Genomic DNA, 24,138 nt, shown 5'->3' with positions numbered 1-24,138 from the left:
TCGCTTTCGCGGGAGGCCGATTAATGGATTTTACAAGATGAGAGACAATCCCGAACAGAATAGCTTTCTCACCGGCCCGCTGCCGCAGGTCTTTGCCCGCACGGCAGCGCCGATCATCCTGATCACCACGATCAGCGGCTTTTTTGCCGTGGTCGATGCCTATTTTCTCGGAGCCTATGTCGGTCCCGACGCGCTTTCGGCCGTGACGCTGATCTTCCCCGGCCTGATGGTGATGGTGGCGCTGCAGTCGCTGGTGTCGAACGGCATGGCGAGCATCCTGGCGCGCCAGTTCGGCGCCGGAAATCGCGAGGCTGCCCGCCAGACCTTCGCCGCTGCCCATGTCCTTGCTATCCTTGTTATATCAGCGCTGAACGCCGTTTATTGGCTGATCGGCCCCGGCATCATAGAAGCGGCGGCAGCGGGAGATGGCCGAGTCGCGGCCTATGCCGGGCAGTTCATGGCGGTCATGATCGCTTCCTCGCCGGTTGCCTTCTTCCTGTCGCTCAACATCGATGCCCTCAGATGCGAGGGGCGGATTGGCTTCATGACGGCGGTCACGCTTGCTTCGACGCTGCTCAATATCCTCGCCAACTGGTTCCTCATTGCTGTCATGCAGTGGGGCGTTGCAGGCTCCGCCATCGGCACCGTTGCCGCGCAGGCGATCTGCCTCGCGGCCGTCCTGCTTTTCCGCTGGCGGCATGCCTCGGCACTTCGCCCCATCAGGACATTTCATCCGCGCGAATGGCAGGCGATCATCGCGCTGGGCGCGCCGATGAGCCTCGGCTTCATCGGTATTTCGCTGGGATCGGCGGCGGTCATCTTCAACCTGTCGCTCTTCGAAAGCTCGAACTATGTCGCGACCGTCGGCGCCTACGGCATCATCACCCGGATCATGACCTTCGCCTACCTGCCACTGCTCGGCCTCAACATCGCCTTCCAAACGATCTGCGGCAACAACTTTGGCGCCGGACGAATGGATCGCGTTGGGCGCAGCGTGCAGATCGCGCTTCTGTCGGCCCTCATCTATTGCGCCGCCGTAGAGCTGTCGGTCGAAAGTCTTGCGACCCGGCTAGGCGCCATCTTCGTCGCCGATCCCGTTCTCATCGCCGAGGTTTCCCGCATCCTGCCCTGGACGGTCGGCGCCTATTTCCTCTTCGGCCAGATGATCGTGCTGTCAGGATATTTTCAGGCGATCGGTGATGCCAAGAGGGCAGCCATCTTCGGCCTGTCGCGGCCCTATGTCTTCATACTGCCGCTGACCTTCCTGCTGCCGCGCATCTTCGGCGAAATCGGCATCTGGATGGTTCCGGTCTTTGCGGAATGCGGCATGCTCGTCATCGGCGCCGTCGTGCTCTCAAGGCTCGCGAAGGCGCGCGGCTGGCGGTATGGGTTGTTGCCCGCTTGATGAGGCGTGCCGCTTGATAGTGCAGCCGCGCCGGCAAACTTGACCCTCATTCCTGTGACAAGCACAGGAATGAGGGAGAAGCCGAGGATCACGCCTTCAACAGCCACTCATGCTCGACGGCGTTGTGGAATTTCCAGACGCGCTTCGGCCCGGCCATGACGTTGAGATAATAGAGATCATAGCCATGGCAGGCGGCGCAGGGATGGTAGCCCTTGGGCACCAGCGTCACGTCGCCGTCTTCCAGCGCCATCACCTCATCGAGCGAGCGATCGTCCGTATAGACTCGCTGGAAGCCGAAGCCCTGCGGCGGGTTGAGCCGGTGGTAATAGGTCTCCTCCAGAAAGCTCTCGTTCGGCAGGTCGTCCTGATCATGTTTGTGCGGCGGATAGGATGAGGTGTGGCCGCCCGGCGTGATCACCTCCACGACGAGCAGCGAATGCGCCGAGCCGTCGTCCTCCGGCATGATATTGTTGACGTAGCGCACATTCGTGCCCTTGCCGCGTGTCAGCGCCGGATGCGTCCCCGGCGGGATCGCCTTCGCCTCATAGCTGCCGCCGCCCGGCGCCGAGCAGACCGCAAGCTCGAGATCCGTCTCGGCGATGACCGTCCATGTCGATTCCATTGGGATGTAGAGCGCATGCGGCGCGCCGTCAAACGGGCTCATGCGCTCGCCGAGCAGCCCGAAATCCCGCGTGCCTGCCTTCGCCGTGCCCTTGCCGCTGACCCAGACGAGGCAGACCTCGCGCTCGCCCGTCTCGCCCGACACGGTTTCGCCCGCCTTCAGCCGATGCATGTCGAAGCCGACATAAGTCCAACCCGCGTTTTCGGGAGTGACATGCGTGACGCGGCCATGGGTGCCGGATGGTTTTACCTTGAGGTTTGGCATGGGTGTTTCTCCTCAGTTGTTTCGAGAAATTCCCTCTCCAACCCCTCCTCACAAGGGGAGGGGCCAACCCGCTGCACCGTCTGCATTCCCGCAGACACATTGCATTCAGCTGGAGGCCCGAATTTGGCGAGGGGGCGCCGCGAATTAAGTCCCTCCCCCTTGTGGGGAGGGGTTGGGGAGAGGCCTTGCGACCCTATCACCCCTTCGGAAACCCTTCCGTCTCCACCGTATAGCCCGCAGCCGTCATCACACGCATCAGCTCCGCATGGCCGATCTCGGCCATCTTCTGCGGCGGCGCCTTGCGCGGATCCTGCTCGGCCTCGACGACGAACCAGCCCTCATAGCCGTAATCGGCAAAGCGCTTGACGATCGCGCCGAAATCGAGCGAGCCGTCGCCCGGCACGGTGAAGGCACCGAGCGCCACCGCGTCGAGGAAGGATTGCCGGTTACGATCGAGCCCGTCGATAACAGGCTGGCGGATATCCTTGACGTGAACGTGGTTGATGCGGGCATGGTGATTGTCGATCGCCCGCAGCACGTCGCCGCCGGCAAAGGCGAGGTGCCCTGCGTCCAGCAGAAGCGGAATGCCCGCGCCTGAGTTGCGCATGAAGGCATCGAGTTCCGGCTCCGTCTCGACGACCGCGGCCATGTGATGATGGTACGAAAGCGGCATGCCCTGATCGGCGCACCATTCGCCGAATTCGGTGACGCGGCGGCCATAGGCCTTCATCTCGTCGTCCGAGAGTCGTGGCTTGGTCGCGAGCGGTTTCGAGCGGTCGCCCTGGATCGAGCGGCCGACTTCGCCATAGACGATGCACGGCGCGTTGACCGCCTTGAAGAGCTCGATCATCGGCCCGATGCGGTCCTTGTTGGAGGCAAGCTCTTCATTGACGAGCGTGCCCGAGAACCAGCCGCCGCAGAGTGTGACGTCAGCCGCGCGCAGGATCGGCAGCATCTCGGCGGGATTATTGGGGAAGCGGCGTCCCTGTTCCATGCCGGTAAAGCCGGCGCCGCGTGATTGCCGCAGGCATTCCTCCAGCGATACGTCGTCGCTGAGTTCAGGAAGATCGTCGTTCCACCACGCGATGGGCGACATGCCGAGTTTGGCCTTCATTGCTATTTCTCCTCGTCATTCTCTCAAATCAGTGAGCGCGGCCCCCTCATCCGGCTGCCGCCACCCGGGGACGAGCCACCGGTCTCGTCCCGTCCTTCGGACCCCCGTGGGGAGAAGGGGATGCCGCGCCGTCTCGTTCCCCCTTCTCCCCAACGGGGAGAAGGCGCCCGAAGGGCGGATGAGGGGCTCCTTGCGCTAACGCTCAGTATCCATTTAGCCGATTTTCTGCGCGGTCAGCGCCTTCTCATAGGCCGCACGGGCCTTGTTGACCTCATCGCGAGGACTGACCTCGGGCACGGCGACATCCCACCAGTGGCCGCCTTCATCCGTGGTGATCAGCGGATCGGTGTCGATGACGATGACGGAGCTGCGGTCGTTCTTCTTCGAAGCCTCGATCGCCTGTTCCAACTCCGAAATCGAGGAGACCTTGACTGCAACCGCACCCATTGCAGCTGCATGTGCCCGGAAGTCGATCTCCGGCATGATCTCGTGGCGGGCATCCTTCAGCAGATTGTTGAAGTTAGCCCCGCCGGTCGCCATCTGCAGGCGGTTGATGCAGCCATAGCCGCGATTATCTAGCAGGACGATAGTTATCTTCAGGCCGAGCATGACCGAGGTCGCCAGCTCGGAATTCAGCATCATGTAGGAGCCGTCGCCGACCATAACGACGACGTCCTTGTCCGGCCGCGCCATCTTGGCGCCGAGCCCGCCGGCGATCTCGTATCCCATGCAGGAAAAGCCGTATTCCATGTGGTAGCTGCCCGGCGCGGTGGCCGGCCACAGCTTATGCAATTCGCCCGGCAGGCCGCCGGCGGCGCAGAGCAGGATCGTGTTTTCGCCGCCCATAGTGCGCGACACGGCGCCGATGACCTGCGCATCCGAGGGCAGGGCGGCATTGGTCGGCGCCATCGCCTTGGCGGCGGCTTCCATCCAGACTTTCTTTTCGCTCGCGGCCTTCTCAGAGAGCGCTGGCCATGCCTTCCAGCCGGAGAGGCCGGCGGACAGGGCCTTGAGCCCCTCGCGGGCATCGGTCACCAGGGGGTGACTATTGTGCTTCACGGCATCATAGGCGGCGATATTGAGCCCGATCATCTGAAGCTTTTCGTTCTTGAAGAGCGCCCAGGAACCTGTCGTGAAATCCTGGCAGCGCGTGCCGACCGCGATCACAAGATCGGTTTCCTCGGCAATCGCATTGGCGGCTGAGGTTCCCGTCACGCCGACGGAGCCGAGCGCCAGCGGATGGCGTTCGTCGATCGCCGACTTGCCGGCTTGGGTAACCACAACGGGAATGCCGTGCGTTTCAGCAAAGCTCGTCAGCTCCTTGGTCGCCTGTGAATAGAGCACGCCGCCGCCGGCGATGATCACGGGCCGTTCGGCCTTGCGGATCAGGGCGATGGCGTTGGCCAGTTCATCGGCGTCAGGCTGCGGCCGGCGATGCGTCCAGACATGCTCGGCAAAAAAGCTCTCGGGATAGTCGAAGGCTTCGGCTTGGACATCCTGGCAGAGCGCCAGCGTGACGGGACCGCAATCGAGCGGATCGGTCAGAACCTGCATGGCCCGCTTCAGCGCCGACATGATCTGCTCGGGTCGGGTGATCCGGTCGAAATAACGGGAAACGGAACGGAAGGCGTCATTGGCCGAAACCGTACCGTCGCCGAAATCCTCGATCTGCTGCAACACGGGATCGGGCGCGCGATTGGCAAAGACGTCGCCGGGCAGGAAGAGGACGGGGATGCGGTTGACATGTGCAACGCCCGCAGCAGTGATCATGTTGAGCGCACCGGGGCCGATCGAGGTCGTGCAGGCCATGAAGCGCCGGCGGAAGCTCGCCTTGGCATAGGCGATCGCGGCATGCGCCATGCCCTGCTCGTTATGGGCGCGATAGGTCGGCAGTTCCTCGCGAACCTGGTAGAGCGCTTCGCCCATGCCCGCGACATTGCCGTGACCGAAGATCGCCCAGACACCGCCGAAGATCGGCACCGTCTTGCCGTCGATCACGGTCATCTGCTTGGCGAGGAAATGTGCGACGGCCTGCGCCATCGTCAGTCTGATCGTCTTGCCCATCGGGTCCTCCCGAACCTTCGCTCTATTTGCCTTAACCTCCCCTTTGAGGGGGGAGGTCGCGCGGAACGCGCGGGTAGGGGTGACACGCCTCAACGTATGAGATCGCGGCAGATCACCCCACCCCTCGCTTCGCTCGACCCTCCCCCTCAAGGGGAGGGTAAATTCTCAATTCAAACCGCGCGTCCTAAGCCACGCTTCCGTCAGATGCCTGAAGCGTCCGGCCATATCCCATATCGCTTCCTCGTCGTTCATGCCGCCAGACATCCAGGCGCGGGCGGCATCGGCAAAGATCGTCCGGCCGACGGCAAAGCCCTTGACCGATGGTGCGGCGAGCGTCGCCTCGAAACCTTTCAGCAATTCCTCCGCCGGCGCCTCCAGGCCAAGCAGCACGATACCGCGGCACCATGGATCATTTTTGGCAATCACGGCATCGATTTTTTTCCATGCCGCCGCCGAGGCCTGCGGCTCCAGCTTCCACCAGTCCGGCTTGATGCCGAGCGCGTAGAGTTCTTCCATGGCGGTCGAGACGGTGTCGTCGGTCAAAGGTCCGTTCTTGCTGGAAATGATCTCGACCAGCAGCTCACGGCCGACCTTGCGCGCTGCTTCAAAGAGCGTACGGAGCTTCTCCTGCTGCTCGGTCTTCAGATCCGCCGGATCGTCGGGATGATAGAAGCAGAGACATTTGATGCAATGGTTCGTCGGCCATTCCACCAGCTGAGAGCCGATGTCTTGGCTGAATTCGAAGCGCAGCGGTTTCGAGCCCGGCAGCTCCACCGGACGACCGATCCAGGAAAAGTTCTTGGTTGCGGCATCGAAGAAGGCGTCGCGGCCGAATCGCTCGTCGATCAGCATGCCGTAGCCTTGCCGGCCATTGGCGACGCGCGCGGCAGCCTCGACGGCCAGCCGCTTGAAGGCGACGATTCGCTCATAAGGCACGTTGAGTTCGTCGCAGACGCTGACGAGCTGCGAGCGGTGGTCGATCGCCAGCGCCATCAGCAGCGGAATCTCGTCTCGACGGGTCGAAGCCCAGTGGATGTGGTTGATCGTCTCGTCCTTGCGCAGCGCCCGGTGCTTGCTTCCCTTGGTCAGGAAGAAGTCGAGTTCCGCCCAGGTCGGATATTCCGGCGCGCAGAGCAGGCGGGAGACCGCGAAGGCGCCGCAGGCATTCGCCCATGTGGCGCAGGTCTTTAGCGCTTCGCCCTTCAGCCAGCCGCGCAGGAAGCCGGACATGAAGGCATCGCCGGCGCCGAGTACGTTGAAGACCTCGATCGGAAAGCCCTGGCCGACAATGCCATCCTCGAGATTGTCGGAAATCGGTCCGTCATAGACGATGCAGCCCATGGCGCCGCGCTTCAGCACGATTGTTGCCGATGACAGGCGGCGGATTTCCTTCAGCGCTCCGAGCACGTCGTCGGCGCCGGATGCGATCAGGATTTCCTCTTCGGTGCCGACGATGAGATCGCAGTCGGGCAGCGTCGTCTTCATCTTGTCGGTAACCCGATCGGACTTGACGTAGCGCTCGAAGCCTTCCGCATGGCCGGCAAGACCCCAGAGGTTCGGCCGGTAGTCGATGTCGAAAATCACCTTGCCGCCGTTGGCCTTGATGATGCGGATCGCCTTGCGCTGTGCAGCTTCGGTGTTCGGCTTGGAAAAATGCGTACCCGATACCAGCACGGCACCGGACGAACGGATGAAGCTTTCGTCTATATCCTCCTCGCAAAGCGCCATGTCGGCGCAGTCGCTGCGGTAGAAGATCATCGGCGAGACGCCTTCCGCCTCGACGGCAAGAAGCACCAGCGCCGTCAGCCGCTCTTTGTCCGTGACGATCCCATCGGTCGCAACGCCTTCGCGCGCCGCCTGCTCGCGGATGAAGCGGCCCATCTGTTCATCGCCGACACGCGTGATCAGACCCGATTTGAGCCCCAGCCGCGCCGTGCCGATCGCAATGTTCGACGGGCAGCCGCCGACCGATTTGGCAAAGCTGGCAATGTCCTCGAGTCTCGAGCCGATCTGCTGACCGTAGAGATCGACGGAGGAACGGCCGATGGTGATCACATCGAGGGTTGGCTCCGGCGAGGAGCCGGGATTGGATGGCGCCATGATGTCCTCCCGTAAAGATCGCGGCAGACATCTCCCGGTGTCTGCATCTGGTTGGCATAATGAAACATTGGTTCCGATATTTTGTCAATTCGGAATATTTATTCCATTTTCCGCGCAGTGTGTTTTGTGCCGGAACGTTTGCGCCGCCGTTCGGCAATGGCAACAGGCAGGGCCATGGTGAGCGCCATGGACGCCGAGAGCGAGCGAAAGCCGGCAAAATCCGCCTCCGCAATCTCGAACCAATGCGTGGCGCAGGCGGCAAGCGGCGAGAAGGCCGAATCGGTAATCGCGATCACGGGAACGCCGCGGTTCGCCAGCTCCTGGCTTTGAACAAGGCTATCGGCTGCATAGGGGGAAAAACTGGCGGCGATTGCCGCGTCCTTGGGCGTGGCGAACTGCACGAGTTCGGGATCGACACCGTTGGGCGAGGCGACGATCTGGTGGCGGATATTCAGTTTCGAGAAGGCATAGGTCATATGCGCCGTCAGCGGATAGGAGCGGCGCTTGGCGATTAGATAGATGGTTTCTGCCGCTGCCAGTATGTCGACCGCCCTTGCGAAAGTGTCGGTCTCGACGGTCGCGGCAAGCCGGTTGATCGATTGGCTGGCCGCCGTGATGAAGCCTGAGAGAAGATTGGCATCCTCGTCTTCGCCGCCGGCCTCTTCCAGCGAAATCAGCCGCTCTTCATAGCTCAGTGTCCGGTCGCGCAGGCGTTCGCGAAAGATGCTCTGCAGATCGGAAAAGCCCTCATAGCCGAGATGATGGGCCAGCCGCACAAGCGTCGAGGGTTGCACATCGGAGGCGGCAGCGATGCTGGCCGTCGTGCCGAAGGCGATTTCGTCGGGGTTGCTGAGGGCAAAGGCTGCGACCTGCGCAAGCCGCTTCGGCATCGCATTCTTTCGCTCGATGATGGTGCTGCGCAGGCTCTCGAAATCACGCGGCACCTTCGGCTGTGCCTTTACCTCATTATCCATCGCTGGCCCTTCGCGAATTTCATCCGTCAATGAAATAAACATTCCATATTTTGACCATAGCGGATTTCAACGGTCACGGCACGAATATTTTTAAGCATATGAATTATCGTGATTAATCGCGAAATCCAAGCGCTCTGCGCCATCGGCGCGAAGAATCCCACCTTGTAAAAACGGTCCAAATATTCCAAAAATCGCATTAAAGCGGAGAGGGCTTGAGGAGGATATGCATGAAACCGTTGGGTGTTGGTCTGATCGGGACCGGTTACATGGGCAAATGTCATGCCCTGGCCTGGAATGCTGTTAAGACCGTCTTTGGTGACGTGGAGCGCCCGAGGCTCGTTCATCTCGCCGAAGCCAATGCGGAACTCGCAGCGGCGCGTGGCTCCGAATTCGGCTTCGAGAAGGCAACGGCCGATTGGCGCGCCCTCATCGCTGATCCTGAGGTCGATGTCGTTTCGGTCACCACACCGAATCAGTTCCACGCCGAAATGGCGATTGCTGCCTTGGAGGCGGGCAAGCATGTCTGGTGCGAGAAGCCGATGGCGCCCTCCTACGATGCCGCCGAACGCATGCTTGGAGCCGCCGAGGCTTCGGGCAAGGTCGCGGTCCTCGGCTATAATTACATACAGAACCCGATCATGCGGCACATAAAGCAACTGATCGGCGAAGGCGCTATCGGCTCCGTCAACCACGTCCGTGTCGAGATGGACGAGGATTTCATGGCCGATCCGGAAGCGCTCTTCTATTGGAAGAGCGAGCTGTCTTCCGGTTATGGCGCGCTCGATGATTTCGCCGTTCATCCGCTGTCGCTGCTCTGGTTCCTCTTCGGCCATGTCGAGGCTGTCATCACCGACATGTTGAAGCCCTACGCGGATCGTCCCTTGAAGGAGGGCGGTCGTCGAGTGGTCGAGAATCACGATGCGGCAAGCGTTCTGATGCGGCTCGGCGGCGGCATCTCCGCTGTTTTGATGGCGAACCGCGCCGCCTGGGGTCGCAAGGGCCGCATCGCTCTGCAGATCTATGGCTCGAAAGGCTCGATCGCCTATGATCAGGAGCGGATGAACGAATTCGAACTCTACCAGGCAAACGGGCGGGGAACGGAACAGGGTTTCCGCAAGATATTGGCGGCACCTGACCACCATCCCTATGAGCGGTTCATTCCCGCACCCGGTCACGGCCTCGGCTTTAACGATCTGAAGATCATCGAATGCCACGAGCTGATCCATGCCATTTCAGGCAAGCCTTCATCGACGGTCGATTTTGCCAACGGGTTGCGCATCGAGAAGTCTGTCCATGCCATGGCGCAATCCTTCCACGAGAGGCGGTGGATCGAGATCGCGGGCTGATTTTCAGCTGCCCGGCTAATTGCTTATTGCCCTCAGCCATCCCCATCCTACCTTACAACTCGCCCATGGTTGACGCCTTCCCGGAGAGGCGTTACGCCTGCCAGCAATGAGGGAGAAAGGTTCGCCGAAGGGCGAAACCTCTCCTTATATATAGGAGTGCGGATCGTGACGGGCAGGTTGGTGATCGTCGGGGCAGGGCAGGCGGGTTTTGCGCTTGCTGCGAAACTGAGGGCGCTGAAGGACACGCGGCCGATCACCATCATCGGCGCTGAGGATTGTCTTCCCTACCAGCGTCCGCCGCTTACCAAGAAATATCTCCTCGGCGAGATGAGCTTTGATCGTCTGCTCTTTCGGCCCGAGCACTGGTATGCCGACAATGATGTCGAGATTCGCCTCTCCACCTGGGTCGAGCAGATCAACCGCGACAAGAAAATCGTAATCACCCAGGATGGCTCCAGGCTTGAATATGAGACGCTGGCGCTTGCGACCGGCTCGACTCCGCGCAGCCTGCCGGCTGCAGTCGGCGGCGATCTCGACGGGGTCTACGTCGCCCGCGACAAGCGCGACGCCGATCTCCTGGCGGGCGAAATGCGGGCGGGGCGCCGAGTCCTTATAATAGGCGGCGGCTATATCGGTCTGGAAGCTGCGGCCGTTGCCCGTCATCGCGGCCTCGAGGTCACCGTTATCGAGATGGGCGATCGCATCTTGCAGCGTGTCGCCGCCAAGGAAACGGCCGATATCATGCGCGTGATCCATCAGGACCGCGATGTGGTCATCCGCGAAAAGACCGGGTTGAAACACCTTGTCGGCCGCAATGGCCGCGTCGCCGCCGCCGAGCTCTCCGATGGTTCTACGATCGAGGTCGATTTCGTCATTGTCGGTATCGGCGTCGTGCCGAACGATCAGCTCGCCAAGGAAGCGGGTCTCGAAGTCGCAAACGGCATTGTCGTCGATTCGCTTGCCCGCACGTCGGATCCAGCAATCTATGCGGTCGGGGATTGTGCGGCATTGCCATGGAACGGCGAGCGAATTCGCCTGGAATCGGTGCAGAATGCTGTCGACCAGGCAGAGGCTGCCGCCGCAATCATCGCCGGCGGCAATGAAGCTTATGATCCGAACCCCTGGTTCTGGTCGGATCAGTACGACGTCAAACTGCAGATCGCCGGCTTCAACCAGGGTTATGATTCGACGCTGCTGCGCGCCGGCTCTCGCGAAGGCTCGGCCTCCGTCTGGTATTTCAAAGAGGGTAAGCTGATCGCCGTCGATGCGATCAACGACGCCCGTGCCTATGTAACCGGCAAGAAACTGTTGGAAACCGGCCTCAATCCGGACCGTGCCGTCCTTGCCGACCCCGCCTCCGATCTCAAAAGCTTGCTTGGATAAGCCCATGACCCTTCCGCCGAATGGCTTCAAGGCCGCATTGCGCGACCGCCGCCCGATCATTGGACTTTGGCTGGCCATGGCCAATGCCTATGCCGCCGAACTCGCAGGCTATGCCGGTTTCGACTGGCTCGTCGTCGACGGCGAGCACGGCCCGAATGATCTCCGCAGCATCATGGCGCAGCTCCAGGCGCTGCAGGGGTCGCCGTCCGAAGTGGTGGTTCGCCTGCCGGTCGGCGAAACCTGGATGATCAAGCAGGCGCTGGATATCGGCGCCCGTTCGCTGCTGATTCCCATGGTCGATTCTGCCGAACAGGCGCAGGCGCTGGTCCGCGCCGTCAGATATCCGCCCGATGGCATCAGAGGCATGGGCGCAATGATCGCGCGTGCCTCGCGTTTCGGTACCGTCGCCGACTATGCGGAGAGAGCCAAAGACGACATCTGCCTGGTCGTTCAAGCCGAAACTCGCGCTGCGATGGCCGATATCGAACGAATCGCTGCGATCGACGGCATCGATGGTGTCTTCATAGGTCCGGCCGATCTGGCTGCGGACATGGGCTTTCCCGGCAATCTCGGCGCGCCTGAGGTCCAGGCGGCCATAGAAAAGGGAATCGCTGCTATTTTGAAGGCCGGCAAGCCCGCGGGTATCCTGACCTTCGACGAAAAGCTCAATCGCCGCTATCTGGAGCTTGGCGCGAGTTTCGTGGCTGTCGGAGCGGATGTGGCCGAATTCTCGGCAGCGCTCCAACGCCTTTCCAGCCGTTACCGGCAGGCGGACGTCAACGAAGATCGGACACCGCCCAGCTATTGATCGGATATTGCCCAACCAAAGCAGCTTCGCGCCCTCTCGTCTAAGGTCGCTTTTGGGGAAATTTATCAGCCGGCAAATTGCAACTTGATTATCCCGGCGAATGGCCCTATCAGGGCTCCCACCGGAGAGGTGGCCGAGTGGTCGAAGGCGCTCCCCTGCTAAGGGAGTATACCCGAGAGGGTATCGTGGGTTCGAATCCCATCTTCTCCGCCATTCTTGTTTCCCGGACATTTCAGCCTTTCAACTGAGCTTGATCTTTTACCGGGCTAATTTCATTCCAGACAGAATCCTGCCCTCGAAGGGCAACCGGACGCGCCGCGCAAGTGCGGGCTAACGCATGCCATCCTCCTCAATCTTAAGGGAATATAAAGAAGTCGCCCCGCCGCGATCACGGTTTGTGTGCTTTTTGCAACATCGCGCGCACTTGTGCCCTGTAGAACACTCAGTCCGCCTTAGTACATATTGCAATAGGCTGATCATAAGGCCACAAATCATACGCGAAGCTTAGTGCTTCGTCTGTTTAGGGAACTAGGACTGGGATGGGGGGGACGCGTCGCTCTGACGCGAATTCTCATGCCCAATCGACACCAGATTGGAGTTAAAATGAACATCAAGAGCCTTCTTCTCGGCTCCGCTGCTGCACTCGCAGCAGTCTCCGGTGCTCATGCAGCCGACGCCGTCGTCGCTGCGGAGCCGGAGCCACTCGAATACGTTCGCATCTGCGACGCATACGGCGCTGGCTACTTCTTCATCCCGGGCACCGAAACCTGCCTCAAGATCGGCGGCAAGGTTCGTACCGAAGGCGAATGGTATGACGCCTACAATCCGAACAGCCGGGTTGGTACCAAGTGGCATACCCGCGCCGAGTTGAACGTCGACACCGCGACCGACACTGAATGGGGTCCGTTGAAGACGGAAACCATCGTTCGTTGGGACTGGAACGACGGCGGCTCCACCAGCACCAACTTGCTGTGGTCCTACATCAGCCTCGGTGGCTTCCTCGTCGGTAAGACGGACTCTCAGTATAACCAGTGGATCGGTTATGCCGGCGACGTCATCAACGACGACGTGATCTATGACGGTCCGTACGAACTGAACCAGTTGACCTACAGCTACGACAGCGGCACCGGTTTCACCGGCGTGATCTCGCTGGAAGATAGCAACTCCACATCCACGGATTCGGCTTCCTACGGTGCCGGCTGGTGGACTGACGACAAGGAAAACCACTACGCTCCTGACGTTGTCGCGGGTCTCGGCTATAAGGTCGATAACTTCGGCTTCAAGGTTGTCGGCGGTTACGACTCGATCGTTGAAGAAGGTGCCATCAAGGCTCGTATCGACGCCAAGTTCGGCGGCGTGGAAGCCTTCTTGATGGGCGGCTGGAACACCGATGGCGACAAGCTGAACAAGTATGCCGGCACCAACCAGGACCGCTCGGCTTGCCCGGCCGACCGTCCCGAGCTTTGCGGCTGGGGCGACTGGGCTCTGTGGGGTGGCGTTGGCGTTCCGTTCAACGACAAGCTGAAGTGGAACCTGCAGCTGGCCTACACGGACTCGAAGATCTTCGAAGCTACGACGAACCTGAAGTTCAACCCGGTCAAGAACCTGCTCGTCGAGCCGGAACTGACCTACGTCCATTACGACTCGATCAACGACGATACTGTTGCCGGTATCCTCCGCTTCGAGCGCAACTTCTGACCTGATTAGATTGACCTCCAATCAGAGAAGAGAGAAGGCCCGGTTTCCCTCCGGGCCTTTTTTCCGTCGCTTATCTATCTGGTCCCAACTGGCCAAATCCAACGACCATGATTTCCAAGTCGATCGGCCCATATGGCAGCGCCTAATCGAGATGGTTGCAGACAGGGTGCTGATTCTCCGAATCGGATCCGTCTCGAACGGCTTTTCAAAGCGTTTACGTGCCTCAACAAGCGTTCAGATCCGTGAATTCCCGTCGGAAGATGGCACGGCTGGGCCCGTTTGGCCGCTATGATGTCCCTTAAGTCAGGGGGGGTGAGGGTGCTGGCGTCCGGCTCATGGAAAGCCCCGCCCTTGCCGAAGCCGGTTAAGTTCCTGCCGCGTAAGGCTTTTCTTAACGAACTATAAAGAAAGCGACGGGCCGCATGATGGACTTGTGTCCTTTCGGCAACAGGAATTGTGGAAGGCTTGGGCAAACACCCCGTTCTAGCAAGATGTCGATTGCGTGACGGACGGCGTCTTGTATTTTCAACTTCGGAAGCAAGGGCGTTGATCGTCCGACTTCTTGAAACACGGAGCTGGGGCAGGGAATTGCCTTTGGGCAAGTTCTCAGATCCGATTGAAACTTGATTGGAGGTCAATATGAACATCAAGAGCCTTCTTCTCGGCTCTGCTGCTGCTCTTGCAGTAGTATCTGGCGCTCATGCAGCAGACGCTGTTGTTGCTGCTGAGCCAGAACCGCTGGAATACGTTCGCATCTGCGACGCATACGGCGCTGGTTACTTCTTCATCCCGGGCACCGAAACCTGCCTCAAGATCGGCGGCAAGGTTCGTACCGAAGGTCAGTGGTACGACGCTTACAACCCGGACAGCAGCCTGGGCACCAAGTGGCACACCCGTGCTGAGTTGAACGTCAACACCGCGACCGACACCGAATGGGGTGCGTTGAAGACGGAAACCATCATCCGTTGGGACTGGAATGACGGCAACGCCACCAGCACCAACCTGCTGTGGTCCTACATCAGCCTCGGCGGCTTCCTCGTCGGTAAGACGGACTCCTACTTCAACCAGTTCGTTGGTTACGCCGGCGACGTCATCAACGACGACGTGATCTATGACGGCCCGTACGAACTGAACCAGATCACCTACAACTATGATTCCGGTACCGGTTTCACGGGCGTGATCTCGTTGGAAGACAGCAACTCTGGCCCTGGCGCTACCGGCGCGAACGGCGAAGACAGCTCGGATCACTACGCTCCTGACGTCGTCGCTGGTCTCGGCTACTCGACCGGCCAGTTCGGCTTCAAGGTTGTTGGCGGTTACGACTCGATCGTCGAAGAAGGCGCTATCAAGGCTCGCTTCGATGCCAAGTTCGGTGGCGTAGAAGCCTTCTTGATGGGTACCTGGAATACGGACGGCGACAAGCTGAACAAGTATGCCGGCACCAACCAGAACGTTTCTGCTTGCACCAAGGACGGTACTGTTAACGAAGCCCAGTGCGGCATCGGCGACTGGGCTGTTTGGGGTGGCGTTGGCGTTCCGTTCAACGACAAGCTCAAGTGGAACCTGCAGCTCGCTTACAGCGACAGCAAGATCTTCGAAGCTACGACGAACCTGAAGTTCACCCCTGTTAAGGGCCTGCTCGTCGAGCCGGAAATCACCTACGTTCACTACGACTACATCAGCGACGACACCGTTTCCGGTATCCTCCGCTTCGAACGTACTTTCTAATATCGTTGGCTTCGGCCAATGGAAAAGCCCGGCTTTCGAGCCGGGCTTTTTTTTGGTCTGTGCCTTGTCGCTTGCGAACACTCTTCGTCGATCGAGAACTCTCTTCGAGAATCACTCCCACGTGCAGTCGAATTGGCCAATAAATAAGAAATAGATAAATTAGCTTAGTATTAAATACTAATGTAGTATAAAAGTATATATTGAGGTGCTACAGAAGCATATAATCGATTTATGTGCAATATTATTTCCCAATATTCCAGTTTTTAGACTTAGATACTAAGTATATCTTATCATTCTCTATTTGTGACAATTATGTGACGTGTTTTTTGTGCAACGCGATATTCCAAACGCGCTGTCATATGACGCTATAGTCTGCCGTTGATATTGCTCTGTAAAATTCGATCTGTAATTTCAGCTTCGGAAACAAGGCCGGAGCGTCTTGGTTCTCCCGCAAGGGATCCATTGAACCGGGGTAGGGTAGGTACGTCAAAGCAGACGCCAATTCTCATACCTAATTATTTTAAGAACTGGAGTTACTATGAACATCAAGAGCCTTCTTCTCGGCTCCGCTGCCGCTCTGGCAGTAGTATCCGGTGCTCATGCAGCCGACGCTGTTGTTGCTGCCGAGCCGGAGCCGCTCGAATACGTTCGCATCTGCGATGCCTACGGCGCTGGCTACTTCTACATTCCTGGTACCGAGACCTGCCTTAAGTTCGGCGGTTACATCCGTACCGAAGGTACCTGGGGTAACGCTTACGCTGTTGAGGGCCAGTCCGCATATCGCCGTGGTACCTTCTGGCATACGCGTAACCAGTTCAGCATGGACACCGCTACCGACACGGAATGGGGTGCTCTGAAGACCGACCAGACCTATCGCTTCGACTGGAGCGAAGGCAATGCCACGACTGTAAAGCTCCTCTGGGGCAACATCAGCCTCGGCGGCTTCCTGGTTGGTAAGGCTGACTCGCAGTATTCGTCCTACCTCGGCTACGCCGGCGACGTCATCAACGACGACGTGATCGAATACGGTATCAACTCGACCGACGAATTGAACCAGATCACCTACACTTACGACGCTGGCAACGGCTTCACGGCTGTAGCTTCGGTTGAAGACAACAACTCCGGCGCTGGCGCAAAGGGCGTTAACGGCGAAGACAGCTCCAACCACTACGCTCCGGACGGCGTCCTCGGCTTCGGCTACACGACCAAGCAGTTCGGCTTCAAGGTTGTTGGCGGCTACGATTCGGTTGTCGAAGAAGGCGCTATCAAGGCTCGCCTCGACGCCAACATCGCTGGCGTTCAGGCCTTCGTCATGGGCGGCTGGAACACCGAGGGCGACAAGCTGAACAAGTACGCTGCTGCTGGCGGCGCTGGTGTAGGCTGGGGCGACTGGGCAGTTTGGGGTGGCGTTGGCGTTCCGCTTAACGACAAGCTCAAGTGGAACGTTCAGCTCGCTTACAACGACCTGAAGACCTTCGAAGCTACGACGAACGTGAAGTTCACCCCGGTTAAGGGCCTGACCATCGAGCCGGAAGTCACCTACGTCAACTACGACAGCCTGAACGAAGACACCTGGGCTGGCGAAATCCGCTTCCAGCGTAACTTCTAATATCAAGTTGATCTGATTAACCTCCGATCAATCAAGGCTGGCCCGGTCTCCCACCCGGGCCAGTTTCGTTTTCAAGGCTGAGGCAATTCCGGCCGCGGCGACCCTGTGTCCGCAATTTCGGAAAAACAAAGAGTTGAGCCCGTCAGTGTTTCGGGGAAGAGCAGAAACGCTCTGAGGACGGCGCCCCTAGCGGCAAACCGCCTTTATGAATTTGCGGCCAGGAAGCTCTGTATCGCGTGCGGAATATTGTCGAGATGCAGAAGCGGCGCATGACCTTGTCCCATCGCCTCGACTGCGATCATGCCGGGATGCCGTTTTTCCATTTCCGTGACCGTCGCGGCCGACAGAAGCTTTGAATTCTCGCCGCGAATCACCATCATCGGGATGCTGTTGAAGCCGTCGAACTGTTGCCAGAGATCGGGCAGCGGCGCGTCCAGGTCGAGCGCCAGCATTTGCGTCGCAATTGCCGGATCGAAATCCGCCGTAACCTTTCCCTCGATCTCGGCATAGATGGCGTAGGCCATGTCCTGCCAATCGTCCGCGATCAGCGCCGGAAAACTCGCGCCGTGATTCTCCTTGAGTATCTCTGCAGCGTCATCCCAGTCCGCAGGCTTCCGCTCGCGATTGAGATAGGTCCGGATGTCGTGCAATCCCTCCGTTTCCAGAACCGGGCCGATATCGTTTAGCACGACAGCTTTCAGAATATCGGGGCGCGTGCCAGCAATTATGTGCAGCACAAGGCCGCCGCGCGACGTGCCGATGAAGGCAGCCTGCGCTATGTCGAAAACGGCGCAGGCGGAAAGCACGTCATCCGCCTCGACGTTCAGATTGTAATGGCTCTTGTCGTCGTCCCATGTCGAAAGGCCGCGGCCGCGCGCGTCGACCGTGATCACCCGGCGCGGCGCGATCGTATCGCGCGACAGGATCAGAGCAAGTTGGTGGAAGTCGCGGGAATTTCGCGTCAGCCCCGGCAGGCAGAGAACGGGGGCGCGGTCGGCGGTCAATGGGTTGTCGTGTCCATAGTCGCGCGCATAGAGCTTCAGCCCATCAGAGGCCGTGAATATCCGAGCAAGAAAGCCAGTTTCATAATCGCTGGTCATCGGCGCACCTCGCGGACGTCATTCCGCGCGACAGTTGTAACTGTATTTTAGGGGTTTCGACAACCTACTCCCTTCGAGTAACCCCCTCTAATTTAGGGGATACGCACGCAAGGGTGTCTCAGACTGCGACAGATGCGTTGAGGGGGCTGCTGTGCCTAGCCTCGACCGTAGACCAGGTCGTGCTCGATATCGGTCTTCTGGCCGAGCCTCGCCTTGTAAACCTGGTAGTTCTCCATGACACGCTGGACATAGTTGCGCGTCTCGGGGAAGGGGATCCGCTCGATCCAGTCGATGACATCGTCGAGCGACTTGCCGCGCGGATCGCCATAGCGGCTGATCCAGTTCGGAACCTTGTTGGGGCCGGCATTATAGGCGACGAAAGTCAGGATGTAGGAACCGCCGAATGCGTCGATCTGCTCGCCGAGATAGTGCGCGCCGAGCGTTGCATTGTAGCCGGCATCCTGGGTCAACTTGTTCGCGGAGTAGGCAATGCCATGGCGGTCGGCCACGGCCTTTGCCGTCTTCGGCAGAAGCTGCAAAAGGCCACGCGCATTTGCCGCGGATACGGCCTCGGGATTGAAAGCGCTTTCCTGCCGGGCGATGGCATAGGCAAGCGCCTTGCCGGAACCCGAAATATTGGCGTTATCGGGAATGACGCCGATCGGGAAAGCGAGCGCGGCGACGTCGATGCCGCGGCTATAGGCGATTTTGCCGACCTGCAGCGAAAGCTGGTGATTGCCGGCGCGTTCCGCGCGCGCAGCGAGGATGGCGATCTCACCCGGGCTCTGCAGCTGCTGGGCGAGCGCGCGATAGAGAGCATCGGCCCGCCAGCCGTAACCGGCCGCCTCAAGGCGAGAAATTGCCTGCACCGCCTCGCGTGACTGGAAATGCTGCCTGTCGTCAGGCGTCGGCGTTGGGTAGGTGACGTCGAGCGTCCTGCGTCCGAGCTTTTCGGCGGCAAGCTGGCCATAGAAGGTGCTGGGATAGCCGGCAGCCTTGACATAGAAGTCGGCAGCCTTGCCCGGCCCGCCGGCTTCCGCAGAGCGGCCCAGCCAATACCAGGCGCGCGACATCGAAATCGGCCCCTTGGAGACGTCAAGTATCTTGCGGAAATGCGTTTCCGCCGCCGCGCCATTCTGCAGGCCGCGAAGCGCATACCAGCCCGCGTGGAATTCCGCTTCGCCTATATCGGATGCGCTCGTTGCGACATTGCTGTCGACGACGTTATAGGCGGCTTTGAACTCGCCCTGATCCATCAGTCCGCGGCTGATGATGCGCTGCTCGTCCCACCATTGGCTGGGGTTCACGAGCGCTGCGCGGTCGCGCGGCATCTGCCGCAACAGGGCTGCGGCGTCGTCATATTGATCCTGGCGTCTCAGATATTCGATACGCGCGAAAAGATAGCCCGGATCGCTGCGCCATTTCGGGTCCATAGCGTTGAGCAGCGCACCGGCATTGGCGGCGCGATTGTTGACGGCGGCACGCACATTATAGAGAGGCTGGGCCTTGCCGAGGTCGCCGAACCGCTTCGCCTGTGCGGTCCGGTCGCGATAGAGAAGATGGTCCATGCGCGCCTTGTGGTCGGCGACGGTGAGCAGCCCTGAAAATTCTACGAGAATCTTGTCTTCGAACGGCTTGTCGAGCGCTTCCGTGCGCCAGATCCTGGAGATGAACCCGGCAGCCTTTGCCGACTGCCCGCGCGCCACAAGCGCACGAGAGAGGATGACGGCACCTTCAGGTGTTTCCGGCAGCGTATTGCCGAAGGCGGCAAGCACCTGGTCGGCGGGCGGGTTCTCATTATAGAGCGCGCGTTCGGAATTTCCGCGCAGGCTGCCGAGACCGGGCCAGCCGGACAATTCGCGCGCAGCAGCGGCGATTTCGGCCGAAGGCACACCGGGCTGGCCGGATGTGACGATCGCCCAGGTCAGGATGTGTCGATCCAGCGAGCCTGCAGCCATCCCGTCTCGAACGGAAAGCGCCTTTTGCGGGTTCTTGGAGGAGAGGGCATCAAGACCCACCTTGAGGTCGCTATTGACCGGCGTTTCCCCCGAAGGCCGGGGGATGGAGCCGGTGATGACATCCTCTTCCGGCACGGTCATGGCCACGTCGGTGGTCGGTTTGCTGCCCGGCGTCGGTACGTTTTGCCCAGGAAGTTGCGATGCGACACTGCTCCACGCGAAGGCCATGCCAGCGGCGGACAGGATCAGGACGGTTTTTTTCATCCAGGTACTCGCAACAAGAAAATCGGGCCCCCTCCATTTGCCGAAAGGCATCTTAACGAAACCTTAGCGCAGGCACTGAATTTCAATCAATTATGATATCGGAATTTGCCCTGAACCATGCAAAGCGCGCTTGTCGCAGTCAAGTCGTCGCTTTATGGTGCGCGGATTCATAACTATGGAATGCGGCCGAAGCATGAATGTCCGGCCTTGAGGAGACTTGCATGTTCAAGGGATCCATTCCCGCTCTCGTTACTCCCTTCACCGATGAAGGCAAGTTCGACGAGGCATCTTTCGCGTCCCATGTCGACTGGCAGATCAAGGAAGGAAGCAGCGGGCTCGTGCCCGTCGGCACGACCGGTGAATCGCCGACCCTGTCTCATGCTGAGCACAAACGGGTAGTCGAGCTCTGCATCGAGGTCGCCGCGAAGCGGGTGCCAGTCATGGCAGGCGCAGGATCCAACAATACGCGCGAAGCGATCGAACTGGCTCAGTACGCCGAAGAGGTTGGCGCCGACGCCATTCTCCTGGTGACGCCCTATTACAACAAGCCGACGCAGAAGGGCCTTTTCGCCCATTTCTCCGCGGTCGCGCAGGCCGTGAAGCTTCCGATCTACATCTATAATATCCCGGGCCGTTCGGTCATCGACATGTCACCGGAGACCATGGGCGCGCTTGCAAACGCTCATTCCAATATTGTCGGCGTCAAGGATGCGACCGGCAAGATCGAGCGCGTCTCGGAGCAGCGCATCACTTGCGGCAAGGATTTCCGTCAGTTGTCCGGCGAGGATGCAACGGCGCTTGGCTTCAACGCTCATGGTGGCGTCGGCTGCATTTCGGTAACGGCAAATATCGCGCCGCGCCTGAGCGCAGAGTTTCAGGCCGCCGCGCTTTCCGGCGATTATGCAAGCGCGCTGGAGTATCAGGATCGTCTGATGCCCCTGCACAAGGCGATCTTCATGGAGCCCGGCGTCTGCGGCGCCAAATACGGCCTCTGGCGCCTCGGCCGCATGAGCCGCAACGTCCGCTCGCCGCTGATGTCGACGCTCGAGCCAGCCACGGAAGCCGCAATCGACGCCGCCATGCGTCACGCAGGTCTCCTGAACTGAAGAGATGACGGGGGGCACAGGACGTGTCTCCCGCTGCCGTCTTCACATTATCGACGCGCTCGCTTATTTAAGGCTTGTAAGTCAGTGGGCCCCGCATTCTCGTATGCGCAAGTCGCTGCTGGAATTTCGAGGATGGAACAATGGCACCCAAAGGCAGCCAACGCGTCGTAAAGAAGATTGTGGCCGAGAACCGCAAGGCCCGCTTCAACTATGAGATCATCGACACCTATGAAGCCGGGCTCATGCTTATGGGCACCGAGGTCAAGTCGTTGCGCGAAGGCAAGGCAAACATCGCCGAATCCTATGCATCCGACGAGGACGGCGAAATCTGGCTGATCAATTCCTATCTGCCGGAATATCTGCAGGCCAACCGTTTCAACCATGAGCCCCGCCGCCGCCGCAAACTGCTGCTGTCGTCGCGCGAAATCGGTCGCCTGCGTGTCGGGGTAAACCGCGAAGGCATGACGCTGATCCCGTTGAAGATCTATTTCAACGACCAGGGCCGCGCCAAGCTGGAACTGGCTCTGGCAAAGGGCAAGAAGCTGCATGACAAGCGCGAGTCCGAAAAGGAACGCGATTGGAACCGGCAGAAGAGCCGCCTGCTCAAGGACAACGGCTGAACCGCAGAGCCGAACTGCTGCCGGTATCATCTCGTCAGAGTGAGTTTGTGCATTCCTGCCGACCGTCGCGTTGGCAGGAATCTGAGTTCGCTGTGGCTCGCACTCATCATTCCCCTCAATAATCAGGGGAATGATGAGCCCGGGATTCTGGCGCCTTCTTCGATCGATGAAAAAAGCTGTTGATTTCCCCTTGCGGATCATCCTCCGCCGGCGCGCTGTCTTTGACTTGCAATCTTAGGCGCGTTTTACTTGCGCCAACCGGGAGTTTAACTCAAAAAGCTAAAGTAGTTATTGGTGCATAATCTCCTTTATTAGTACAAAATCATATCGACATAGAAGCGTTATAGAAATTTCATATCCAATGGGGTCTACGGATGGTCAGAAGTTTTTTTCGTCGCAACGAGGACAGCGCAAAGGGCGGATTTGCGATGCCTAGGAACGAGAGCGTTTTCGCTCCGGTATCTACACTGGCCACTGAATCCGTAGCTGCTCCATTTGTTGCTCCTGACGTCTCCGACTATGAGGCATTCGGCTCCGCGCTGGAGGAAAATCAGCAGTCCTCGCACGAGTTGATGTCCAGCCTGGCATCCATTCAGGAGCGTGTGTCTTCCTTGCTTGGAGCCCACAGCCGCTCGCTGGACGAAGTCGGCGCACTGCGCTCCGAGTGCGCGCGTGTCACCTCCCTGTTGGACTACGAGGGTAGCGCCCGCCGCAAATTCGAGCAGGACAGCGTTCGCCTCGCCACTGAGAACAAGGGGATGAGGTCGGACAACGCGCAGCTCCTTATCGAGATCGAGGCAGTGCACGACGAACTTGTGAAGCTGCAGGCCCTGCATGAAGTGAAGAGCAAGGAGTTCACGATCGTCGAAACGCGCCTGCTCGATGTCGAAAGGGAATTGGCCGAGCAGGCCGGTCAATATGATCAGGCGACGACGCTTCTCAAGCGGACCCAGCAGGAGCTGGACCTGCGCAGCCGCGAATTCGCCGCTGCGCGCAACAAGCTGGACCAGGAAACGACAGCGCATCAGCTTCTGATGGAGACCACGCGCCGGGAGAACGGGATTCATACCCGCGAACTGGCGCGCCTGAACGAAGAGAGAAGCCATCTGAGAAGCAGCCTCGCCCAGCAAGAGGCTCTGGTTCGCAATCTCCAATCCAGCGCTTCAGGCCTCAAGCAGGAGCTTTCCATCTTCGAAGAGCGGCATCGGCGGCTTGAAGAAGAATTTGAAAATCTGCAGGCCTCTTCCGCTCTGGAGATCGCGCAGCTTAACACCAAGCAGGAAGCGGTAGGATCCAAGGCGGAACTCGTCGAGAAGCTGTTGCTGACGGCCAATGGCCGCAACAAGATGACCGATGAAGAGCTGCAGACCGCAAGGGCCGAACTGAAGCGCGTACGGTCCGATCTTGCAACGGCTTCGTCGCGCGCCGAGCGGTTCGAGTCGGAGCTTACCCGGGTCCGTACGACTGCAGCCGAAAGCGAAGCCGCCCGCCGCGACCTTGCTGCGCAGTGCAATGAGCTGACCATTCGGCTGAAGGAATCCGAAGGGCTCCGTAGCCGACGCGACCGCGAGACAGAGACCTTGCGCCGCGACATGGACATGCGCGCAGAGACCGACCGTCATGATGTCGACCAGCTGCGGACGAGCCTCGAAATTGCCAAAGCCGAAATTCGTCAACTGAGAGCGGAGCGCGCGATCATGGCCGGGCAGCTCGAAGTCGCCCGCGGCGAACGCGCAAGCATCCTCGTGAATGATCCCTCATCGCAAGAGCATGGCGAATCTCTGCCGCTCGCTCACCAGATCCAGGCGCAGCCGCTCATCGATATCTCGGAGCGGTCGTTGCGCAGTCATGGAACGACGTTTGGTGTGAGGACTGGCAAGGACGATCTTACCTTCGACAGCGCCGACGAATTGACACGTCTGCCGCCGGCCGAGTGATGGAAGCGGAGTGGGTTGGCGGATATCCGCCAACCCAC

The 24,138-nt window shown here is 59.7% G+C and carries 17 protein-coding genes and 1 tRNA gene; 11 read left to right on the top strand and 7 right to left on the bottom strand.

Annotated elements, in window-relative coordinates; all coding sequences use genetic code 11:
• The first annotated feature begins 37 nt into the window (after nt 1-37).
• On the top strand, nt 38-1,405 hold the full coding sequence (locus EV561_RS02660; protein ID WP_132517314.1) for an MATE family efflux transporter: 1,368 nt from the start codon (nt 38-40) through the stop codon (nt 1,403-1,405).
• 88 nt (nt 1,406-1,493) lie between these two features.
• Here the strand turns inward: EV561_RS02660 and iolB are convergent, their stop codons facing one another.
• The 5 genes from iolB to EV561_RS02635 form a co-directional block, all read right to left on the bottom strand.
• Nucleotides 1,494-2,291 (bottom strand): 5-deoxy-glucuronate isomerase, encoded by a 798-nt coding sequence (gene iolB, locus EV561_RS02655; RefSeq protein WP_132517312.1) that lies wholly within the window; start codon nt 2,289-2,291, stop codon nt 1,494-1,496.
• A gap of 196 nt (nt 2,292-2,487) precedes the next feature.
• Nucleotides 2,488-3,405: a myo-inosose-2 dehydratase gene (gene iolE / locus EV561_RS02650; RefSeq protein ID WP_132517310.1), complete on the bottom strand. Its 918-nt coding sequence runs from the start codon at nt 3,403-3,405 to the stop codon at nt 2,488-2,490.
• Between the two features lie 213 nt (nt 3,406-3,618).
• Nucleotides 3,619-5,469, bottom strand: a complete 1,851-nt coding sequence (gene iolD / locus EV561_RS02645; RefSeq protein WP_132517308.1) for a 3D-(3,5/4)-trihydroxycyclohexane-1,2-dione acylhydrolase (decyclizing) — start codon at nt 5,467-5,469, stop codon at nt 3,619-3,621.
• A gap of 165 nt (nt 5,470-5,634) precedes the next feature.
• Nucleotides 5,635-7,569: a 5-dehydro-2-deoxygluconokinase gene (gene iolC, locus EV561_RS02640; protein ID WP_132517306.1), complete on the bottom strand. Its 1,935-nt coding sequence runs from the start codon at nt 7,567-7,569 to the stop codon at nt 5,635-5,637.
• Nucleotides 7,570-7,667: 98 nt separating this feature from the next.
• Nucleotides 7,668-8,543, bottom strand: coding sequence for a MurR/RpiR family transcriptional regulator (locus tag EV561_RS02635; RefSeq protein WP_132517304.1), 876 nt, complete (start codon nt 8,541-8,543; stop codon nt 7,668-7,670).
• 227 nt (nt 8,544-8,770) lie between these two features.
• On the opposite strand from EV561_RS02635, the gene EV561_RS02630 reads away from it, so the two are divergent.
• The 7 genes from EV561_RS02630 (at nt 8,771) to EV561_RS02600 (ending at nt 17,115) form a co-directional block, all read left to right on the top strand.
• Nucleotides 8,771-9,889, top strand: coding sequence for a Gfo/Idh/MocA family oxidoreductase (locus EV561_RS02630; protein ID WP_132517302.1), 1,119 nt, complete (start codon nt 8,771-8,773; stop codon nt 9,887-9,889).
• 165 nt (nt 9,890-10,054) lie between these two features.
• Entirely contained in the window at nt 10,055-11,272 is a 1,218-nt protein-coding gene (locus EV561_RS02625) for an FAD-dependent oxidoreductase (RefSeq protein ID WP_132517300.1), read from the top strand.
• A gap of 4 nt (nt 11,273-11,276) precedes the next feature.
• Entirely contained in the window at nt 11,277-12,080 is an 804-nt protein-coding gene (locus EV561_RS02620) for an HpcH/HpaI aldolase/citrate lyase family protein (protein ID WP_132517298.1), read from the top strand.
• 123 nt (nt 12,081-12,203) lie between these two features.
• Nucleotides 12,204-12,293: transfer RNA gene (locus EV561_RS02615), tRNA-Ser, on the top strand.
• A 390-nt stretch (nt 12,294-12,683) separates the two neighbouring features.
• Nucleotides 12,684-13,778: a porin gene (locus EV561_RS02610; RefSeq protein ID WP_132517296.1), complete on the top strand. Its 1,095-nt coding sequence runs from the start codon at nt 12,684-12,686 to the stop codon at nt 13,776-13,778.
• 639 nt (nt 13,779-14,417) lie between these two features.
• The gene (locus tag EV561_RS02605; RefSeq protein WP_132517294.1) at nt 14,418-15,506 is read left to right on the top strand and encodes a porin; all 1,089 of its coding nucleotides are present in this window, start codon (nt 14,418-14,420) and stop codon (nt 15,504-15,506) included.
• Nucleotides 15,507-16,044: 538 nt separating this feature from the next.
• Nucleotides 16,045-17,115, top strand: a complete 1,071-nt coding sequence (locus EV561_RS02600; RefSeq protein WP_132517292.1) for a porin — start codon at nt 16,045-16,047, stop codon at nt 17,113-17,115.
• A gap of 203 nt (nt 17,116-17,318) precedes the next feature.
• On the opposite strand, the gene EV561_RS02595 is transcribed toward EV561_RS02600, so the two are convergent.
• Entirely contained in the window at nt 17,319-18,215 is an 897-nt protein-coding gene (locus EV561_RS02595) for an alpha/beta hydrolase (RefSeq protein WP_132517290.1), read from the bottom strand.
• A 155-nt stretch (nt 18,216-18,370) separates the two neighbouring features.
• Nucleotides 18,371-20,437 carry a lytic transglycosylase domain-containing protein gene (locus EV561_RS02590; RefSeq protein ID WP_132517288.1) on the bottom strand — a complete coding sequence of 689 codons (2,067 nt, stop codon included), beginning with the start codon at nt 20,435-20,437 and terminating at the stop codon, nt 18,371-18,373.
• 221 nt (nt 20,438-20,658) lie between these two features.
• On the opposite strand from EV561_RS02590, the gene dapA reads away from it, so the two are divergent.
• The 3 genes from dapA (at nt 20,659) to EV561_RS02575 (ending at nt 24,100) form a co-directional block, all read left to right on the top strand.
• Entirely contained in the window at nt 20,659-21,543 is an 885-nt protein-coding gene (dapA, locus tag EV561_RS02585; RefSeq protein ID WP_132517286.1) for a 4-hydroxy-tetrahydrodipicolinate synthase, read from the top strand.
• 140 nt (nt 21,544-21,683) lie between these two features.
• A complete protein-coding gene (smpB, locus tag EV561_RS02580; protein ID WP_132517284.1) occupies nt 21,684-22,163 on the top strand; it encodes an SsrA-binding protein SmpB in 480 nt (159 codons plus the stop codon).
• 428 nt (nt 22,164-22,591) lie between these two features.
• A complete protein-coding gene (locus EV561_RS02575) occupies nt 22,592-24,100 on the top strand; it encodes a hypothetical protein (RefSeq protein ID WP_245512568.1) in 1,509 nt (502 codons plus the stop codon).
• Nucleotides 24,101-24,138: the final 38 nt, after the last annotated feature.

It is taken from the genome of Rhizobium sp. BK376, assembly GCF_004341625.1.
GTDB lineage: Bacteria > Pseudomonadota > Alphaproteobacteria > Rhizobiales > Rhizobiaceae > Rhizobium.
This window is presented reverse-complemented; position numbering and strand designations above follow the sequence as displayed.

Excerpts from the sequence above, each read along its gene's own strand:
- EV561_RS02610 (WP_132517296.1), top strand. The coding sequence starts at position 12,684 with ATGAACATCAAGAGCCTTCTTCTCGGCTCCGCTGCTGCACTCGCAGCA.
- EV561_RS02575 (WP_245512568.1), top strand. The coding sequence starts at position 22,592 with ATGCCTAGGAACGAGAGCGTTTTCGCTCCGGTATCTACACTGGCCACT.
- EV561_RS02660 (WP_132517314.1), top strand. The coding sequence starts at position 38 with ATGAGAGACAATCCCGAACAGAATAGCTTTCTCACCGGCCCGCTGCCG.
- iolD (WP_132517308.1), bottom strand. The coding sequence starts at position 5,469 with ATGGGCAAGACGATCAGACTGACGATGGCGCAGGCCGTCGCACATTTC.
- EV561_RS02620 (WP_132517298.1), top strand. The coding sequence starts at position 11,277 with ATGACCCTTCCGCCGAATGGCTTCAAGGCCGCATTGCGCGACCGCCGC.
- iolC (WP_132517306.1), bottom strand. The coding sequence starts at position 7,569 with ATGGCGCCATCCAATCCCGGCTCCTCGCCGGAGCCAACCCTCGATGTG.
- EV561_RS02600 (WP_132517292.1), top strand. The coding sequence starts at position 16,045 with ATGAACATCAAGAGCCTTCTTCTCGGCTCCGCTGCCGCTCTGGCAGTA.
- smpB (WP_132517284.1), top strand. The coding sequence starts at position 21,684 with ATGGCACCCAAAGGCAGCCAACGCGTCGTAAAGAAGATTGTGGCCGAG.
- EV561_RS02635 (WP_132517304.1), bottom strand. The coding sequence starts at position 8,543 with ATGGATAATGAGGTAAAGGCACAGCCGAAGGTGCCGCGTGATTTCGAG.
- EV561_RS02605 (WP_132517294.1), top strand. The coding sequence starts at position 14,418 with ATGAACATCAAGAGCCTTCTTCTCGGCTCTGCTGCTGCTCTTGCAGTA.
- dapA (WP_132517286.1), top strand. The coding sequence starts at position 20,659 with ATGTTCAAGGGATCCATTCCCGCTCTCGTTACTCCCTTCACCGATGAA.
- EV561_RS02630 (WP_132517302.1), top strand. The coding sequence starts at position 8,771 with ATGAAACCGTTGGGTGTTGGTCTGATCGGGACCGGTTACATGGGCAAA.
- EV561_RS02590 (WP_132517288.1), bottom strand. The coding sequence starts at position 20,437 with ATGAAAAAAACCGTCCTGATCCTGTCCGCCGCTGGCATGGCCTTCGCG.
- EV561_RS02595 (WP_132517290.1), bottom strand. The coding sequence starts at position 18,215 with ATGACCAGCGATTATGAAACTGGCTTTCTTGCTCGGATATTCACGGCC.
- iolE (WP_132517310.1), bottom strand. The coding sequence starts at position 3,405 with ATGAAGGCCAAACTCGGCATGTCGCCCATCGCGTGGTGGAACGACGAT.
- iolB (WP_132517312.1), bottom strand. The coding sequence starts at position 2,291 with ATGCCAAACCTCAAGGTAAAACCATCCGGCACCCATGGCCGCGTCACG.